The organism is Vibrio viridaestus (genome assembly GCF_003856525.1).
Taxonomy (GTDB): domain Bacteria; phylum Pseudomonadota; class Gammaproteobacteria; order Enterobacterales; family Vibrionaceae; genus Vibrio; species Vibrio viridaestus.
The window spans coordinates 599,802-618,215 of record NZ_RJVQ01000002.1 but is presented as its reverse complement, the minus strand read 5'-3'; the positions used below and the strand labels follow the sequence as shown (position 1 = coordinate 618,215).

Sequence of the window (18,414 nt, the reverse complement as noted above, 5' to 3'; positions counted from 1 at the left end):
CGTATCTTCGAGATTTCTAATTCGACATATATCGAATACTTACGCCCAAAAATTGCCAACATCTCACAACTCAAACATGAATCTTTGTCACATTACAAAATTGTACATTATCGGTATGATATTTAAGGTATATTGATTAAAACAAGCTATGAATAAGGACAATTCATTGATTGGTATAAGAAATTTTTACATTCTAATATTTTTATCTTTAGCAGGATGGATTCTCTTTGCCTATTTCACTATGGGTGAACAGATTGCAAAGCAAAATATCTACGCAGAGCTCATCAATAAAAGTGGCAAGCAGCGAATGCTATCACAAAGAACGGCACTGCTAACCATGCGCATCTCACAAGAGAATAATCAGCAATTAATCGCAGAAAAAAGTAAGCTGATTGCACAAATGGTCATGGACCACGAATACCTGGTGACTCATATCCCGTCTGCTGATATTCATAAAATCTACTTTTCAACACCTTACGAACTGAACAAAAAAGTCCGTGATTACATTGAACTGAACAGCAAATCCTCCCATGTCATGACAAGAAGTTATGTTGATAGCATAATTAATCAATCGTCTTTACTACTACCAAAGCTTGACTTTGCCGTTAGTGCCTACCAAAAAGAATCCGAAAAGATCACGCAGTCCTTACGTAAAAAAGAACAATTCATTCTGTTAGGCTCGCTAATAACCCTTTTGATTGAATATCTCTTTATTTTCATACCCACGTTTCGAAAGATTCGAACCAGCGAAGCTCAGATAATAAAAACCAAAGAGAAGTTTGAGCGATTGGTGAAGTATTCTCCTGACGGTTCTATGATTCTATCACTGGAAGGTAAAGTAGAAATGTACAGCGATAGATCAGCAGAAATGCTTGGCTATAGTTACCAATCTATGCCAAAGCTTACAATATTTGATTGGGATACAGAGCTTGCTTCCGAGCAGATTCAGACAATCATTAATTCTCTTTCAACCGACAAAATCACCTTATTCGAAAGCAAACATAAACGCCAAGATGGGTCAGTTTACGATGCACTAGTAAGCTGTCGACTGATTGATATTGAAGGTGATAGGTTTATCTATGCCTCCGTCAAAGATGTTACTTCTCTGAATGAAATTAAACGCCATCACGAAATCGACTCACTGAAATTAAAGGCCGCAGCCCAATCAGCTAATCTAGGAATATGGCAATGGAACCCCAAAACAGAAGAAATGCTTTGGGATGACCAAATGTATAAAATATTTGATGTCGACCATCCACTCAACTTTGCTCAGTGGAAAAAAGTGGTACGTAAGAGTGATCGCGAACAGGCAGTCAACGACCTCGTATCGGCAATCGAAAATAAAACAGCATTTCGTTCTGTCTACTCGATTACGGTTTCTGACGGGTCACGACGAACAATACAAGCATCAGCAAACCCACTATTAGATTCTGAAGGTAATGTAGCCTTACTGGTTGGTACCAATCAGGATATTACTGATCGCCGCCGCGGTGAATTAGAAAAAGAACAGCACTTAAAACTCATTGATAAAAACATTATCACATCAAAGACGGACCTCAATGGCGTCATTACTGAAGTATCTCAAGCCTTTAGTAAAGTGTCTGGATTTAAAAAACAAGAGCTTATCGGAAAAAGGCATAATTTAATCCGCCATCCCGACACTCCAGACTCTTACTATAAAGAGTTATGGGAAGCGTTAAAGACAAATCAGATTTGGAAACATGAGATTAAAAATCGAAATAAGTCTGGTGAGGATTACTGGTTAAAATCGACCTATGCTCCCGTTTATGATGAGTTTGGTGAAAAAATTGGTTACTCAGAAGTCAGTCAGGAAATTACCGATAAAAAACGAGCTGAAGAGCTTTCAATACACGATCAACTGACAGGTCTTTATAACCGCCTCCACATTGATGAAGTCGCCAATAGTGAAATAGAAAGAGAGACTCGCTACGGAAATAACCTGTCTTTTATGATGATGGATCTGGATCATTTCAAGCGCGTAAACGATACCTATGGACACCTCGTTGGCGACGAAGTACTCGTTGAACTGGCGAATATTTTAAATAAAAACACTCGACGAACCGACTGCGTTGGTCGATGGGGAGGAGAAGAATTCATTGTCATCTGCCCAAATACGAATTTGGAGTCAGCAAGTATGCTGGCGGAAAAACTACGGACAATCATAGAGGAATATTCCTTCCCCACCGTAGGGCATCTCACCAGTTGCTTTGGCGTTACTCAGTTCAGAGAAGGTGATAAGAATAAGGAAGCCCTTATCACTCGTGCTGATACAGCGCTCTATCAAGCAAAAGAACAAGGTAGAAATAGGGTCGTAACTAGTTAGAGGATCAGAGCTTATTAGAGAAAACCCATTAAGACGCTAAACGTTTATTCCATTTACCATCATGCTCACGGGAACAATTTTCCTCTGTATCAAAACGAACGTGCTTTTCAATGGATTTCAAATTGATACTTATTGAGCTCAATTTACGTTTTATCAGAGAGTAACACTCTGCCTTATCCGCTAATTCAAGGTGATGGTTGGTACTGAAAACACAAGTAATCATGAGTGAATGGGGAAAGTTATTGTAGTTTACGCTATGAGTTAACCAGTCGAACCCTTCAAAGCATTCCTTAGCTACTTCACAGACTTCGGTTAGCACCAGACGAAGTTGATTCTCGAGTTTCTTATCCGTTTTTTTCATAGAGTCCACCAGCCAATTGATATTAAAACGCTGATGGTTATACAGGATAGGAATAACAGAGGCAAATTGATGATTGGAAGGCTTTCTTCAATTTAAATACAACAAATAGCTCAATTCATATCTTACATTGCTTTATTAAAGCAATTTTGTACAAAAAATGCAGTAAGCTTTGCAGTAGACTGTAGTGCCGTCGTACTAAGAGTAAATTATGGATAAGCAACAACCTTCTAAATCTAAGGAAAGTGCTAAGTTTCAAGTGGCCGAAGAACTTGGAGGAATTGAGCTGCTTGATGCCCAATATGAAACTCAAAATTTTTCCCGTCACAGTCATGAAGGTTATACGGTTGGTGTTATTGAGCGCGGGGCGCAACGCTTTTATCGGACCGGTGGTGACCACGTTGCGCCACAAGACAGTATTATTCTTGTGAATGCTGACGAAATGCATACGGGTCATTCTGCAGTTGAGGGTGGATGGGCGTATAAAGCAATGTATCCATTGCCGGAGCAATTTCAAACTATCACTCAAGAGCTTGGCAACCCTGGTTATGGCGCCCCCTACTTTCCGGAAGCCGTCGTTCATGATGCAGAACTCGCAAATCAATTCCGTTTAGTCTTTGATACCCTAGAAAAATCGGACAATCGACTACTAAGAGAAACTCTGGTTTACGCCAGTCTAGTTAAACTCATGGCTCGCCATGGTAAAACACCACCAAAGCCCGTTGAAACCTCTAACGCCCAACGACAGCTAACTCAGGTAAAAGAGTTTCTCGACGATTTTCCGCAGTCAGATGTATCGTTAGAAGAACTGGCAAAATTAGCGGGTATAAGCCCATTTCATTTGGTGAGAGCATTTCAAAAGCAGTTTGGATTTCCGCCTCATGCCTACCAAATTCAGTCAAGACTCCGCTACGCCCGCAAGCTCTTAAAAGCAGGACATTCAATTTCTGATACGGCTCAGGAATCTGGTTTTCACGATCAGAGTCACCTTCACCGCCATTTCAAAAAGGCGATGGGAATCACTCCAAAGCAGTATATTCAGCATAAATTCGGTTAAGGTTTCACCCAGCAACTTTGTACAAGTCTTACAACCCTGATTGTGATGTCATGGTGTCAGTCGATAACGACTACCGATACATCTTAAAAACGAACATTTAGCGTCAGGATAATTACTATGAGCAGTACCTTGTTGTCTCAACACACTTACACCGAATCGAAAGCCCGACTCTTTTGGCAAGGAACCCTCGCTATGTTCCCACTGAGTGTAGCAGTTTTACCCTGGGGACTACTGGCTGGCTCATTCGCGCTTGATGCAGGATTAAACCCATTTGAGAGCCAGGCTCTGTCTGCAATTTTATTCGCTGGCTCAGCACAACTGGTTGCAATCGGAATGATGAAAGCCGGTGCGGGTTTAGTGACCATGCTCGTTACGATACTGTTCATAACGTCACGCCACTTTCTCTACAGCATATCGATGCGCGATAAAATCAGTCCTTTACCTATACGATGGCGTTTATTGTTGGGCTTTTTATTAACCGATGAACTATTCGCCATATGCGGCCAACAAAATGATAAGCAGTTCAATAGTTGGTATGTGCTGGGCGCTGGACTCAGTTTCTATTTGGCTTGGAACTTGGCTACCCTAATCGGTATCGTTGCTGGCAGCCTCATCCCTCAACTGAACCAGTTAGGACTTGAATTCGCTGTCGCTGCGACGTTTATCTCAATCGTCATTCCCAATATCAAAAGCTTATCAGTTGTGGCTGCAGTCTTAACTGCCATCGTTTTATCTGTTGGCCTGACCGTAATTCAGTTTGGCGGTAGTCTCATTGTCGCAAGCATAGGAGCAATGTTAGCCGGCTATGTAACCGAGAAACTTAAGGGAGAACAGATATGATACTGCTAATGATCCTATTAATGACGGCGTTAGTCTTCTTCAGTCGATATGTATTTCTCGAACCAAGACTTCCGTTAAAACTCAGCCCTGCGATACAACGTTTGCTCAGTTATTCGGGACCTGCCGTACTGACCTCAATTTGGGCACCCATTGTGTTTACTCATCAAAAAGCATTATGGCTAGCACCAAACAATCCTTTTCTTTGGTCAGCCTTATTAGCAGCAATTCTGGCTTGGAAAACGAAGAATGTCCTACTGACAACAGTAAGCAGTATGGCGGTTTTTTTAGTGTTGAATTTGGTAGTATTTATATAATCCAAACATAAGAGAGGACTTAAGACTCATTAAACGTTCCTATTTAGATGGAGATATTTTCACTAGCTCTTTTTAATAAGTAGAAATTATATCTACATTGATAATACTGAGCGCCTGTTTATCGCTTCACGCATTGCGATTAATATAACCCACTAAATAATAATTAATTCGCTTTCATTGAGGAGATACTATGCCTGTTGCTCTTTGGGCACTTGCTATTGGCGCCTTTGGTATCGGCACCACCGAGTTTATTGTCGCGGGTCTACTACCTGCGATAGCCAACGAATTTCAAATTACCATTCCTATTGCAGGCTATCTGGCGACTTCCTATGCGCTCGGCGTGTTTTTTGGTGCCCCTACCCTGATTATCTTCGGCTCTAAAGTTCCACGAAAGGCAATGTTGATATTCGTGATGATTCTGTTTACTGCAGGTAACCTTATCACGGCTTTTGCTACAGACCTTAGTGTTGCTATCCTCGGAAGAGTTGTTACCTCTCTGGCACACGGTGTATTTTTTGGTCTGGGTTCTATCATTGCAGCAGATATGGTTGCGCCAACAAAACGCGTTCAAGCCATCGCATTTATGTTTATGGGATTAACCGTAGCAAATCTTATTGGAGTGCCCGCAGGAACCTGGATCAGTGAATACATATCTTGGCGCCTGACCTTTGGGCTCGTATCCATCATTGGGCTAATAACGGTTTTAAGTGTGTGGAAGCTAATCCCTCATCAACCAAGACCTAAAGACCAGAAATTCATCAACGAATTTAAAGCGTTCAGTGATCCTAATGTACTTCTGGCAATGGGTATCACGGTATTGGGTCCTGGTGCATTTTTTACTGCAATAACGTATATCGCTCCTATGATGACGGATATCGCTGGCTTTAGTAGCTCCAGTATTACATGGCTAATGCTTGTATTTGGTTTTGGACTTTTTGTTGGGAATCACTTTGGCGGTAAGTATGCGGATAAGGCACTAATGCCGATGCTCTATATTACGCTCGGTGCCCAAGCCATCGTTCTTTTTGTCTTTAATTACGCAGTACAAAGCCAAATCTTATCGATAATATGTATATTCCTTATGGCCGCTTTCGGTTTCGCTACTGTTTCACCCATTCAGAAACTGGTCATGGATAAAGCCAAGGCTGCTGGAGCATCGACATTAGCGTCCGCTGTTAATATCGGCGTGTTTAATCTGGGGAATGCGGTGGGTGCTTGGTTCGGAGGCTGGGTGATTGCTGCTGGCTTTGGCCTTCAATCGCCGAATTGGGCTGGCGGTTTACTCTCTGCAGGCGCGCTAGTCTTAGCCATCATCTCTGGTGTGACTGATAAATCAGATAATAGAGAACCGCTTACAACAGACAACTGATTAAGATATAGGGGAGTGTTTGCTCCCCTATTTGCAATACATCACTCAATCGATGTTAGGCAAGTTAATTTAGAGTGGCTTAACGTTAATCGCACATGGGCCTTTCTGCCCTTGACCGACTTCAAATTCAACTTTTTGACCATCCTTAAGAGATTTATAACCGTCCATCTTAATTTCCGAATGATGAACAAATAGATCTTTACTCCCATCGTCCGGAGTAATAAAACCAAACCCTTTATCGCCGTTAAACCACTTAACTATACCTTTACTCATATTCTCAATCTTCATTTAGTTAAACTGACATAGATGGCTATCATTATGCGTATTACGAAACTTACCCGAAACTCTGCTTAACAATGCCATTCAATAAAACGCTAACGATCAATATTCTAAGTGATAGATAGCATTAGTAATAATTGGTTATATCTGTCTAATGGGCAAGTATATAATTGATGAAAATGTCTCATATATTAAAAATAATACGAACAATTAGGCAATCCAGCAGGATTTAAAGAAATAGGGTTGAAACTGAAAGATATGCAGCTTTTTAATCGCGCTGTGGTAAAGTGCGTTCCATCAACTGTTCGGTCCAAGACCTAACCCGGCAGTTCGCACTTTTACTTAGGAAGTCTTATGACGAATAACGATATTTTTCGCCGCATCCGCTACACCTTCGATTTTAAAGAATCAGACATGGTTGAGATTTTTGCAGCAGCAGATAACACAGTAGCGAAAGCTCAAATCACTAACTGGTTGAAAAAGGATGAAGACACCGATTATTGTGAGGCGACAGATACTGATTTGGCCATGTTCCTGAATGGTTTGATTAACACTAAACGTGGTAAGCGGGAGGGTGAACAGCCAGTACCAGAAAGCCGCCTAACCAACAATATGATCTTTAACAAGCTTCGTATTGCGCTCAATATGAAAGCAGAAGATATTCTTGAAACACTAAAAGTGGCTGATTTTAAATTGAGTAAGCATGAACTGAGTGCATTTTTCCGCAAGCCTGATAATAAACATTACCGCGAATGTGGGGACCAGGTTCTACGCAACTTTCTAATGGGCATTCAACTGCAGCTGCGCCCAGAAGATAATCACGCAGAGTAATCCTGAAGATTAAATAAGAGAGAATAAGACATAAACTATGCCGTTTTCTAAGCTATCACTAAGTCAGCAATTGATTGATGCCCTGCCCGCTACGTTTAGCGTACCAACAGAGATTCAGACACTCACTATTCCTGCGATACTCAATCAACAGGATGTACTTGCAATAGCTCAGACAGGAAGCGGTAAAACATTGGCTTATGGATTGCCTCTCTTGGAACAAGTAATACAGAAGCCTTCTCATCTCCAAACACTCATCCTCGTGCCCACTCGCGAGCTTGCGGCTCAGGTTCATGAATCGCTTTGTTCAGTTTCTAAAAACATCAATGTAAAGTCTGTATGTATTTGTGGTGGCGTTGATAAAGAGCAACAAAAAGCCGAACTGGCTCTTAGTCCGGCTATCATTGTCGCGACACCCGGTCGACTTCTTGAGCTATTAAGTGAAAATGCATTCGATGCGAAAAATATAAGCACGGTAGTTCTCGATGAAGCCGATAGAATGCTGGATATGGGGTTTTGGACAGACGTTCAGCACATCATTGATATAATGCCGGTACAACGTCAGACCCTTATGTTTTCAGCTACCTTTCCAGAACAGCTCCAAAGTAAGGCTAAAACCTTACTTCATTCACCTTTGTTCATTGAAGTGAGTGAAACGCTCAGCAGTACAGAAACGATCAAAGAAGAATTGTACTTAGTCAATAAAGGAAGTAAAACCAAAGCTCTCATTGACCAAATACAACAAAATAACTGGAATCAGATTTTGGTATTCACCGGAACCAAAGAGAACGCTGATACGCTATGTAAGAAATTGAACAAGGCAGGAATTTCCGCTGCCGCATTACATGGAAACAAGGAACAGACTGAAAGAGAAGCCACTCTCAATCGATTTAAAGATCAAAAAGTGAATGTTCTTATCGCAACAGATTTACTAGCTCGCGGTGTGCATGTGGAAAATTTACCAGTTGTAATAAACTTTGAGCTTCCATCAAACGCAGAAGTCTATGTACATCGAATCGGGCGTACCGCAAGGGCGGGACAAAAAGGTATCGCGTTGTCATTGGTTTGCCATGGCGAAGCTGAGTATCTGGCCGCAATCAGACAAACGACCCAACGTAAACTGCCATTAAATGAACTGGAAGGTTTCCCTGTGACAGACAAACCTTCTACTGGAGAAAACAAGCGAGCTCCAAGGGATAAGCAAGCAAATCGCAGAATAAATAATAAAAAAAGCATCAAGCAATTTCAGGGTAGGAGCAAACGATCTAGTAGTTAAACCACAGATGACTTATCGAGACATCCACAACAAAATTTTGGACATTAACGTTTTAGACCTAATGCTCTATAGCGAATAGTCGGATTAGAAAAGTATGTTGATTACTTGCACGTTTGTTATACCTACTCTCCCTCATAGATACCCGCCATTTTCGACAAAAAAATAGATGATACCTTTGATGAGTAGTTTTCAGATATAAATCCTGCTACTGGGTTTGATGGTAGAAGTTTACCAATCATTCGGTCTAGAACACCACGGTCCATAAGCTCTAAGTGCATTCCTTTATTACGGGCGAGCCCTACAGCCTCATTTGCTCTGTGTGTAAAGTGGTCAGCAGTCGAGGCTACTATTCCATAAGCTGAGTTCTTTAGTACCATTGTACCGAGCAAATTTCTTATAGTTGAAATACCTTCTGACGAATTTTCAGACTCACGACGTTTTACCTGAATTAGACACTGTTTTTCACCTGAATCGATAAAAATAACATCAACGCCTCCGTCATCTGGTTTACCTACGTGGATAACCTCACATTCGGCGTAATTTGCCCTGAAGATAGAAGCAACGAGTTTTTCAAACTCGGTTGGATTTATAGTATGCCAAAGCTTAGGATTTCTTCTAAATGCCACCGCTAGTTCATGATGGCAAGAATAAGGTAGCTCGTCATAAGTCCTGATTTTTGATATTCCAGAGTGAGTATAATGATCAAGACAACCGTAAGTATTGATTTTATATGGATTCTCGTGTAGCCACTGCCAGTAATTGCAATAGCGACATAGCTTCAAATTAATAAACTCTGAGTCAAAACTTACTCTATCTGTAATTTCCTCATTTTGAGACCAAAAATCAAGCAAGTGGCTTTTGCAAATAGGGCAAGTCTTTGTTTCCGAAAAGTGTGATACTAGCCACTCAAGTGAATTATCAAAACTGCCATCAATTATAACCTTTCCATTCAAGTAAAGACTGTCTTCGTCTAACTCAAACTGATCATAACTCATTGTTAGCTCCTTTGCCGAAATAGGTATAACGCCCGCATTTTCGGCTGGTTTGGAGCGCAGCGGAAAGCCTGTCCGGCAACATGCGTTTGTTAGCCTTCAAGTACATTGTCTCGCCATGCCCAGTGTGAGCTCTCATTCAAACCAAAATCTTGATCTATATGTAAGTGGTTTAAATATTCACCACGTTTAAAAGCTTCTTGAAACTCTTCTCCAGTATCAGGGTCTTCTGAAAAGTATCCGTAGCGTTCCGATTTAAATTCCTTAAATGAAAAGCCGAGAATAACCTGAATATTCATCGCCGCTAAACGTGATGCTCTTAAGAGCAACGTTAATATTAATTTTTTGTTTCTAGGGTCATCAAATTCCCAGGTGTACTCTGGGTTTTCCACAATTGGAAAAACCGCGTGAGCTATATGATTTCTGATGATTCTAACAGCTGAAAACCCTCTAGAGGCTGTTTTTTTATCGGTAAGGTCCATATCAAAACTTACTTTAAAAATATCTTTGTAATATTTTGAAATATCTATCAATCCGTCAACTTTATGAAAATAATGTTCAGGAAAATCTAATGAGGTGAATTTTTCATCTAACAGCCAAGCCGACTGAGCTGAATAATTTCGTTGCCGTTTTGGTTTTTTCGACGAGCTTAATAAGTTTGAATATTCTTTTTCATAAAGGTGACTTGTTAGTCTGTAAGCTTCTTCTAGAGCATTTGAAATGAACATAAAGCGAGTAATTTGAGTAGCTAAAGAAGAGTCATGCTTTGCATTTGAACTAAGTTCATCTGCTACAGGTTCGCAGTAGTTATGCGCTACTTCATAACTAAAAGTATCCATTTCTACTGATACAAGCTGACTAGCTAGTCTAAGCCACTTTGAAATACTTGTTGTTTTTGCAGTACCGCAATTTTCGACTTCTTTCCCATTCAACTTATATACAGATTTCTCATCATTCAATAGCTCGCAATATATTGCTAGTTCATGAAGATGTAGAGGCAACTCCCTAAATAGGCTGCATATTGGGCAAAAAGGTTTCTGAGTACTCAAATTTCTTCCCTAGGGGCTAACAGTTCTTAGGTGGAAAGTGTCCATGTGACATTGTCCGCCTAATCTCAGTTTCAGTTTTTCAACCAACCTTCAACTCCATGATTTTTTTTATGGAAAAATCATTTTCGAAAATTCGTCGTAACAAAATGCCGACAATGTCTTGGTTAACAGCTAAAAAGACGACATTGTTGATCATTATGCAACTATACGAGAACATAGTCATTGCTAAGTTTGGATATTGATAAAAGGAATTGTGTGAACTGATATTTCGTAAACAAAAATGGGGCAAATATGTTTCAGCCAGTCTTGGCTGAAACGAAGATGGACAGTTTCGTGATAGTGTTTTTACTAATTTAGCAATTCATAAATTACTATCGGTATGGCAAAGTTGCTTAATGGTTTATCCAATATTAATGGTGCAGATCATTTCTTTGGCTTCCTCTGGTGAATCAAAGTCAGGAGCTGGAGGTAAATGTTGCCTTATTAATAACTCTAGAATGTTATACAGCAGGATCACTCAAGGCGAATAGTCGCTCAAGTTAACAGGGGGCTTTCAATAACCTCTGGCTAAATAGCTACACTTCTCTTTCTATTCTTATTTTCGATACTTGACTTGATGCATATCTAAAGAGCACCATGCCAACCATAACATAATGATTAATAATGAATTTATCATTATTGTTCTATGTTTCCGCTCATATTTCATGTTTACCAAGGAACATTTATGTCCAAGTATTCTATTTTTTTTCTACTGGCCAGTCTGCTATTTCTAACTGCATGTGATGGTGTTTCAACCGACGAAATCACTATTGATAACAATTGGAAACATCATTCATTACCTAATGGTATGAAATACCATTTTTACTACAAGAAAAATGAACCTGTCGAAATACGCCTTTTAGTCCATACGGGAAGCATTCAGGAAACAGAAAAACAATCGGGTTACGCTCACTTTCTGGAACATATGGCTTTTAACGGAAGTAAACACTACAAAGGAAATGCTATTGTTTCTGAGCTAGAAAAAACCGGCTTAGAATTTGGGCCAGACATGAATGCATTTACAACCTATGATCTCACTAGCTATAAACTTTCTCTGCCTGATGATGCACACATGGACAAAGCCCTAACTTGGTTCAGGGATATTGGTGACGGCTTAAGTTTAGATAAGGCTCAAATTGAGGCAGAAAAAGGCGTTGTACTTGGTGAAATGAGAGTTTCCAGGCCAAAAGAAGAACCATTTGGTGAACAGATGTACCATTTTGTCATCAAAGATACCATTTTGGATAAACACGATGTCCTTGGTTCGGAAAAAAGTATCAAACAGCTCGATCCTGAACAGCTAACCAAATTTTATCGTAAATGGTATATACCCAATAATTCAGAACTGTTAATAACCGGAGATTTTGATCTTTCTCGAGCAGATAAACTGGTGACCACTAAATTTTCAGACTGGAAATCAAGACCTATAGATCATAGAAATCTGTCTGAAATTTCTCATCTCCAGCATTTCCCGGCCAAAATGTTTGTACTTCCACAAGGCAGCCCATCTCTAATTAGCCTGACTTTTCCAGCTGGAGTGTCATATTACAAAACATTAACAGATCAACGACAAGGAATGCAGAATACACTGATAAATAACCTGATAACGAACCGTTTACAAAATCGAGCTATTGAGAAAAAAATTGAGTATTCACGCATTGATGCTGATACCATTAATATCGAAAATATTCAGTACAACTATATTGATATCGATTTTTCTGAGAAAAAACGTAGTGAAATACAACACTTTTTAGCTACAGAGTTGGCAAATCTGAGAGACTACGGTGTTTCACAGACTGAACTTGATACCGCCCTTGCTCCTTACCGATCCAAACTGAAAAATATTGATGCTCAATGGAAGAAAAAAACGTCGCAAGAAATAATCGAAGACCAGGAATACGCTCTAGCAACCAATGAAGCTTATCAGTCCAAGAACAGTTACAGGGAAAATCTTAATCTATTCCTTAAAAAAGTAGATATTAAACATCTAAACCAGAGGCTTCACCAGCAGTTAAGTAGTCAGCAACATTTAAATGTCTTTGCTCTTCCGGCCGAAAAAGCAAAAAAAATCGACCGAGCTACATGGCTAAAAAATAACAACAAAGAGTTCGTATTCACCATGGCTCAGTCAGGACAACAGCTTAAGGATAAGAAAATTGTTGATAGCCTAGTAACACTGGAGGCTCCCGGAAAAATAGTAACCGCTAACGAGGATAAAAAGAACCACTTATATCGATGGAAACTGGAAAATGGCATTGAGGTGTGGCTCAAAAGAGAACCTAAGGCAGCAAACAATATGTACCTTTCATATTTTGCCCAAGGAAGTGAATTGCTATTACCGAAAGACCTGATACCCGCAATGGAAATGAGTTACGACGCATTTATGCGCAGTGGACTTTGTGGCCTGAATGCGATTCAACTAAATGACTTTTTAACCAGAAATGACACCACGTTATACCCACAACTTGGTTATGATCAACGAGGTCTTTATCTCACAACTATCCAAAAACATTTGGATACCGCTTTTTCACTTTTGCATCAGGCTGCAATTAATGCAAAATTAGATAGAACTCAATTCAATGCAGTAAAAAGTAATCTAGCAAAAGAACGGGAAGCTTATCTTAATAGCCCTGCAGGTCAATTCAGAGCAGAAGTAAATACAGCTATCTACGGAAAAAATACGCTTTATCAGTTGTCTTCAACCCAAGCATTACAAGATGTTACCGCAGATCAAATTGATAAGGTATATCAACTATTATTTAGGCATAAAGATGATTTTAAATTGGTTATTGTGGCAGATATTGATCCAAAAGTTATCGCATCTTATTTAAAACGTTATGTGGCCAATATCAGCTATATTTCAGGAAAATTATCGCCTCGCACTGTTTCCCTTAAACAGATTCATGAAAAGCTGGTTGTACAGAAATCAAATGAAGATTCAACTGTCTACTTTACTGATTTTTCATCGGAACATCCTCTACAGACTAGTAAAGAGCTATTTTCTATAACGCTGCTGAAAAAAATCGTTGATACCAGAATGACAGCACAACTACGAGAAAAGGAAGGATTAGACTACTCTCCATATCTCGGATTCGGAAGTTCAAAGGCATCAGGCATTACCTCTTTGTTCTTTAGTTTGACAATAAATCCAGATGATAAAAATAAAGCTGAAAAGGCTGTAAACACACTAATTTCTGATTTGAACAATGGAATAACTTCAGAGGAACTGGCCACAGCTAAAACTCAACTGTTGACAGAAATTAAACGCGAGCAACATGATGTCTCAAAGCAGTTATCGCTACTTACATCATATATTTCGGAAGGCTACGATATAAATGCTTATGCTCATCCACAAAACATTATTGATCAGATAACAACCAAAGACGTAAACCAGACATGGAAAACTCTTACAGGCAGAAATTCTCAACGACTAAATGCTTTCCTTGTACATAAAAGTTCGGATAAGTAGATCCACTAAACAGTAATATAACCACTGAGAAAAATTTCGAGGGAGAAACTAAGCTAAAAAGGTATGCTCCCTCTTTTCTCTCCGACATACTGCTCAGTCTCGCAGGAGTAGATCAGAATTTGTGACACCTGCTATGGGGACTGAACATGAAACGGTAAGAGAAGCGAGTATTTTGAAAAAAGGTAACGTTACGCTTCCTATAGTGTTAGTTTCAGATAAACGCTATAACGGTCTACTCTCGAAATAAGATATTATTAATGATCTACTAAAGGGATTAAAATAATAAATCAAATTGATCATTGTTCAATGAGAAAACAACAGAGTTCTTGATGGAAGATGAACACTTTAGTTTAAAACGACAACAGGTAATACTCTGAGACATCAGTTGCTCATGTTCGACCAGAATTAGTGTTTTACATCTCCGAAATATGCAATAAAGAGTTGTTTTAGATTGCAATTCAATTTTAAGGTCGCTTGGATGATGTCTTAAGATATTTGAATTAGCGAGAATAGAATTCTGTATGCTCTAGGATAGAAAGTGTTCATCGATAGCATTTCATTATCTATAATAAAAATGTAAGCTATTATGAATCGGTTAATTAGCAAGGATCCTCATGGAAAAAAATTTTTTAGCAGTGAAAAATCACCAAAATTTCTTCTGTTAAAATTAACGATAATATGTTTGTTAATTATTTCAATATTAATGATTATTGTCATTAACATAGCATTCTTACCTAATGTGACAAATATAGACAAAGAAAACTATGGCTATATTTTTGAACTTATGGTTCTATTATTGCTCATCGTAATATTCTCTATCATTCAAATTTCACCATTAGGCAAAAAAAACTACCTAATCGTCACTGTAGGAATGATTTTTTGGATCTGGTCTGCAACAATTGATTTTATGGATGAGTTGTTTAGTCAACCTCTGTGGTTATCTGTTTGGGGTGAAGATCTCTTGCGCTCTATTTGCATGACAATATGTGTTATAGGCATGGGTAGGTTAGTCAAGAGTATAAAGCGACACATAAGTGATATAAAGAAATTAGCAATCTATGATGAATTAACAGAGCTCCCGAATCGCCGATGTTTCAAAAGTGTTTTATCTAATTATGAAGATCATATTCTAACGATTATCATACTCGACTTAGATTTCTTTAAAAAAAATAAATGATGTTTATGGACACGATAAAGGTGATACGGTGCTTCAAAAATTTGGTCAGCTTTTAGCTGATATAAATCTACCTAACTCAATGGCTGCTCGCCTTGGTGGTGAAGAATTTGCCGTGTTTATAGATACTCAAATAGAACAACTTTAGAAAAATATATTTCCTTACTGCTAGAAAGTAGCCGCTCAATACAAATATACAAAGATCAATACTTAACTGTAAGCGCTGGAATCGCCATTAAGCAGCAACAAGAATCAACTCATAGTGCGATGAAAAGAGCAGATAAAGCCCTATATTTAGCAAAGGAAAACGGGCGAGATCGTTATGAATGGTCACGGTGATAAGTGAAGACAATTAGCAAACGTCCACATAAATGCTACCTAGGCATGATGATAAAATAAATGATATTGAGAGCAGTACAACCAATAAATTGAACAGCTCAGAATCTACATGACTGAATAGACTGCGCATCCCGGTAATTCCGGACATCGGCTCCGTTTAACCGGACGCCACATATTTCAGCTTTTCTCGTTCATAGCATACACAACAATACGATACTTGGATTAACTCTAGTATAGCAAAACCAGCTTGCCAACAATTGGAAATAACGTGCAGTTAGCAAGCTTCGGGGCAGCTTCGATTTTAATTCTTCATTTGATGGGCTTTAAGTCGTTCGCTTAACTCCCATAAAGCTATTCGATTTGAATCATACTTGAGAAGTTCGCTCGCCTCAGTTGCGTTACACCAACGGAATTCAGTGAGTTCCGAAGATAACTGTGGCTCCCCCGAAACCTGCACTGAGAATGAGTATTCTGGTATCACATAAGGGTGATCGCTCCATTTTTCATGACCAGAATAAAACACTCTAGGTAACATGCACATAGAATCAAGTTGAACCCAGTCACTACCTGTTAACGACGTCTCTTCATACAATTCTCTTTTTGCGGCATCGAACAAAGACTCTTGATCTTCTCCACCACCAGAAATTGCCTGCCATTCACCATTGTCTGTTCGGCAAGCAATCAAGAAGATAGGTTCTGAAAATTTAAATTTATATGGAAATATCAGAACCTGAAATGGTGCTCTCACTGCGTTGATTCCACTGTTGTTGCGAATCAATAGATACTACAACTATTAGGAAAAGTTAGGCAATTCTCAGATTACATTATTCGCGGTTTTATTGCGCAAACGCGGAAAGGGGCATAAACGTTTTATAACTCATGCTCTATAGAGTTTCTGTCTGATTAGGGAAAGTATGTTGAGGCCTTAGCCGTTTGTTATAACCGTCTTTCCATGCGTATAAGACCCCAAACCTCACCACTGCTTCTGAGCATTAATTGAATTCTATAGGCAATAGTTCTCCTAAATATTTAGCAACTTTATTTCTGCTTTCCGAAAGCTCTTCAAGTTGTAAATTCACAGCGTCTAGCTCAGCTTTCAGGTTTGCCTTTACTTCATTGCAACCCACAAATTTGAGTTCGCTGCCTTCACCTCTCAAACAGGGCAGAAGTACTTTTATTGTATCGAGTTTCATGCCTGCCGAACTTAATGACTTAATATGCGTCACTAGGTTGATTAAGCTGGAATCATAGATTCTATATCCATTGGCTGCTCGCTCAGTTCTGAACAGGCCAAATTCTTCGTAATACCTAAGCATCCGCTGGCTAACACCAGTTCGCTTAGAAAGCTCTCCGATTTTCATTATTGCACCAATTTCTCTTGACTTTGACAGTACTGTAAAGGTTTAGGATAGATGTATCCAAAATATCAAAACCGTAAATTTATGGCTTCAACACTTGTCAATATGCGCATGACAGTGACGTTATTAACTTTAGTATCGTTAACCATACATTTATTTCAATCGCTAAATCGATTACAAGGGAAGCACCAATGAATAGCAAACAAGTTTTTATTATCCACGGCTACATGGCAAAAACATCGGACCATTGGTTTAGCTGGCTCAGTGCCGAGTTAAAAAAGAGAAATATAAATTCTAAAATACTCGCAATGCCTGATTCTGATAGTCCTGAATCGAAAGCGTGGCAAGAGACTTTAACGAAAAAGATTGATCGACTTGATAAGCAGACATTCATTGTGGCACACAGTCTAGGTTGTATCTCAGTGTTGAAATATCTTTATAATCAATCAGAATTTGAACTTGGCGGCTTGTTTTTAGTTTCAGGCTTTAACTCGTTACTTCCAGCATTGCCTCAACTTGATAAGTTTATAGAAGAAACTATCGTAACAGAGAAGGTAAGGCTGAACATTGGACGGACCGTAGCTTTTGCTTCTACTGACGACCCACTTGTCCCAATGGAGATGACAAGCTCGCTCAATGAGAAACTTGATGGAAAGTATATTCAAGTTGCATCAGCAGGACACTTTCTGGGCGATGATGGGTATATCGAATTTTCTGAGTTACTACATGAGCTTTTGCTAGCTATGGGCGAGTAATTACTTTAATAGTCACCAGTCCGTTCCTGACCGCAAAGAGGTTTTTCAGTGATGGTTGGTCTTTGAGTTTGATACTTTGTTTCTTTGGATGTCTAACTGACAACGATTCATCGATGTTTGCTATCTAGGTTGTGTGTATTATAAAAAAGAAATGCCCGTCTAGGGTAATGAGTATAAATTTAAATGGGGCATTTTTGAGTTTGACGGTCAGCTCCGTAACTAGGAGATGGACATAAATGTTTTAGCGTTCCAGTAGCGCTTTAGCTTTCGGATAACTTAATTTTTAGTATTGAAAAACGCAATTAGTCTTCACTTACTGTAGTACTTTAGATAGATGGAATAGGATACAACTCCTCCACCCACGGATTCTGAACTAAATTGTTACAGCAATTTGAAACTTACAAGGATTAACTAAATTAAAATAAAGGTATCTTTAATTAAATAAGTCTGTATAGTGGGTCTTGCTCTGGCAAAGAGTTGTTCCAAGATAAAGTATAAAGAAAGTCTTCCAGCGTCATTCCTAGCAAGTTTCTCTCTGTAATCTCCCTTAATTCGATATCCTAAAATAATACCT

General features: G+C 39.1%; 19 protein-coding genes. 13 read left to right on the top strand and 6 right to left on the bottom strand.

Going from position 1 to position 18,414, the window contains the following annotated elements; genetic code table 11:
- Positions 1 to 166 precede the first annotated feature (166 nt).
- A complete protein-coding gene (locus EES38_RS06775; RefSeq protein WP_166434218.1) occupies positions 167 to 2,344 on the top strand; it encodes a diguanylate cyclase in 2,178 nt (725 codons plus the stop codon).
- 28 nt (positions 2,345 to 2,372) lie between these two features.
- On the opposite strand, the gene EES38_RS06770 is transcribed toward EES38_RS06775, so the two are convergent.
- Entirely contained in the window at positions 2,373 to 2,705 is a 333-nt protein-coding gene (locus EES38_RS06770; protein WP_124936404.1) for a hypothetical protein, read from the bottom strand.
- A gap of 208 nt (positions 2,706 to 2,913) precedes the next feature.
- Between EES38_RS06770 and EES38_RS06765 the strand changes: the two genes are divergently transcribed.
- The 4 genes from EES38_RS06765 to EES38_RS06750 all read left to right on the top strand — a co-directional run bounded on the left by EES38_RS06765 (position 2,914) and on the right by EES38_RS06750 (position 6,282).
- Positions 2,914 to 3,759 carry an AraC family transcriptional regulator gene (locus EES38_RS06765; RefSeq protein WP_124936403.1) on the top strand — a complete coding sequence of 282 codons (846 nt, stop codon included), beginning with the start codon at positions 2,914 to 2,916 and terminating at the stop codon, positions 3,757 to 3,759.
- A 117-nt stretch (positions 3,760 to 3,876) separates the two neighbouring features.
- A complete protein-coding gene (locus tag EES38_RS06760) occupies positions 3,877 to 4,599 on the top strand; it encodes an AzlC family ABC transporter permease (protein WP_166434217.1) in 723 nt (240 codons plus the stop codon).
- Positions 4,596 to 4,913: an AzlD domain-containing protein gene (locus tag EES38_RS06755; RefSeq protein WP_124936402.1), complete on the top strand. Its 318-nt coding sequence runs from the start codon at positions 4,596 to 4,598 to the stop codon at positions 4,911 to 4,913. Before EES38_RS06760 ends, EES38_RS06755 begins: the two co-directional genes overlap by 4 nt.
- A gap of 190 nt (positions 4,914 to 5,103) precedes the next feature.
- The gene (locus tag EES38_RS06750) at positions 5,104 to 6,282 is read left to right on the top strand and encodes an MFS transporter (RefSeq protein WP_124936401.1); all 1,179 of its coding nucleotides are present in this window, start codon (positions 5,104 to 5,106) and stop codon (positions 6,280 to 6,282) included.
- A gap of 69 nt (positions 6,283 to 6,351) precedes the next feature.
- On the opposite strand, the gene EES38_RS06745 is transcribed toward EES38_RS06750, so the two are convergent.
- Entirely contained in the window at positions 6,352 to 6,564 is a 213-nt protein-coding gene (locus EES38_RS06745; protein ID WP_439333244.1) for a cold-shock protein, read from the bottom strand.
- A gap of 351 nt (positions 6,565 to 6,915) precedes the next feature.
- On the opposite strand from EES38_RS06745, the gene EES38_RS06740 reads away from it, so the two are divergent.
- Together EES38_RS06740 and EES38_RS06735 are read left to right on the top strand one after the other, a co-directional pair.
- Complete coding sequence (locus tag EES38_RS06740) at positions 6,916 to 7,392, top strand: YehS family protein (protein ID WP_124936399.1); 477 nt, start codon at positions 6,916 to 6,918, stop codon at positions 7,390 to 7,392.
- Between the two features lie 37 nt (positions 7,393 to 7,429).
- On the top strand, positions 7,430 to 8,665 hold the full coding sequence (locus EES38_RS06735; RefSeq protein WP_124936398.1) for a DEAD/DEAH box helicase: 1,236 nt from the start codon (positions 7,430 to 7,432) through the stop codon (positions 8,663 to 8,665).
- 122 nt (positions 8,666 to 8,787) lie between these two features.
- Here EES38_RS06735 and EES38_RS06730 read toward each other — a convergent pair whose 3' ends face one another.
- Together EES38_RS06730 and EES38_RS06725 are read right to left on the bottom strand one after the other, a co-directional pair.
- On the bottom strand, positions 8,788 to 9,660 hold the full coding sequence (locus EES38_RS06730; RefSeq protein ID WP_124936397.1) for a restriction endonuclease: 873 nt from the start codon (positions 9,658 to 9,660) through the stop codon (positions 8,788 to 8,790).
- Between the two features lie 89 nt (positions 9,661 to 9,749).
- On the bottom strand, positions 9,750 to 10,706 hold the full coding sequence (locus EES38_RS06725; protein WP_124936396.1) for a hypothetical protein: 957 nt from the start codon (positions 10,704 to 10,706) through the stop codon (positions 9,750 to 9,752).
- Between the two features lie 724 nt (positions 10,707 to 11,430).
- Here EES38_RS06725 and EES38_RS06720 point away from each other — a divergent pair.
- The 5 genes from EES38_RS06720 (at position 11,431) to EES38_RS22690 (ending at position 15,727) form a co-directional block, all read left to right on the top strand.
- Positions 11,431 to 14,214 carry a M16 family metallopeptidase gene (locus EES38_RS06720; RefSeq protein ID WP_166434216.1) on the top strand — a complete coding sequence of 928 codons (2,784 nt, stop codon included), beginning with the start codon at positions 11,431 to 11,433 and terminating at the stop codon, positions 14,212 to 14,214.
- Between the two features lie 121 nt (positions 14,215 to 14,335).
- A complete protein-coding gene (locus tag EES38_RS22595; protein WP_279432209.1) occupies positions 14,336 to 14,461 on the top strand; it encodes a hypothetical protein in 126 nt (41 codons plus the stop codon).
- A gap of 339 nt (positions 14,462 to 14,800) precedes the next feature.
- Positions 14,801 to 15,391 carry a GGDEF domain-containing protein gene (locus tag EES38_RS06715; RefSeq protein ID WP_124936394.1) on the top strand — a complete coding sequence of 197 codons (591 nt, stop codon included), beginning with the start codon at positions 14,801 to 14,803 and terminating at the stop codon, positions 15,389 to 15,391.
- 28 nt (positions 15,392 to 15,419) lie between these two features.
- Positions 15,420 to 15,536, top strand: coding sequence for a nucleotidyl cyclase domain-containing protein (locus tag EES38_RS22590; RefSeq protein WP_279432208.1), 117 nt, complete (start codon positions 15,420 to 15,422; stop codon positions 15,534 to 15,536).
- Positions 15,497 to 15,727: a diguanylate cyclase domain-containing protein gene (locus EES38_RS22690; RefSeq protein WP_124936570.1), complete on the top strand. Its 231-nt coding sequence runs from the start codon at positions 15,497 to 15,499 to the stop codon at positions 15,725 to 15,727. Before EES38_RS22590 ends, EES38_RS22690 begins: the two co-directional genes overlap by 40 nt.
- Positions 15,728 to 16,028: 301 nt before the next feature.
- On the opposite strand, the gene EES38_RS06700 is transcribed toward EES38_RS22690, so the two are convergent.
- Both EES38_RS06700 and EES38_RS06695 read right to left on the bottom strand, forming a co-directional pair.
- Positions 16,029 to 16,475: an NUDIX hydrolase gene (locus tag EES38_RS06700; protein ID WP_124936392.1), complete on the bottom strand. Its 447-nt coding sequence runs from the start codon at positions 16,473 to 16,475 to the stop codon at positions 16,029 to 16,031.
- 244 nt (positions 16,476 to 16,719) lie between these two features.
- Positions 16,720 to 17,088 carry a MerR family transcriptional regulator gene (locus tag EES38_RS06695; RefSeq protein WP_124936391.1) on the bottom strand — a complete coding sequence of 123 codons (369 nt, stop codon included), beginning with the start codon at positions 17,086 to 17,088 and terminating at the stop codon, positions 16,720 to 16,722.
- Between the two features lie 188 nt (positions 17,089 to 17,276).
- Between EES38_RS06695 and EES38_RS06690 the strand changes: the two genes are divergently transcribed.
- Positions 17,277 to 17,840 carry an RBBP9/YdeN family alpha/beta hydrolase gene (locus tag EES38_RS06690; RefSeq protein ID WP_124936390.1) on the top strand — a complete coding sequence of 188 codons (564 nt, stop codon included), beginning with the start codon at positions 17,277 to 17,279 and terminating at the stop codon, positions 17,838 to 17,840.
- Positions 17,841 to 18,414: the final 574 nt, after the last annotated feature.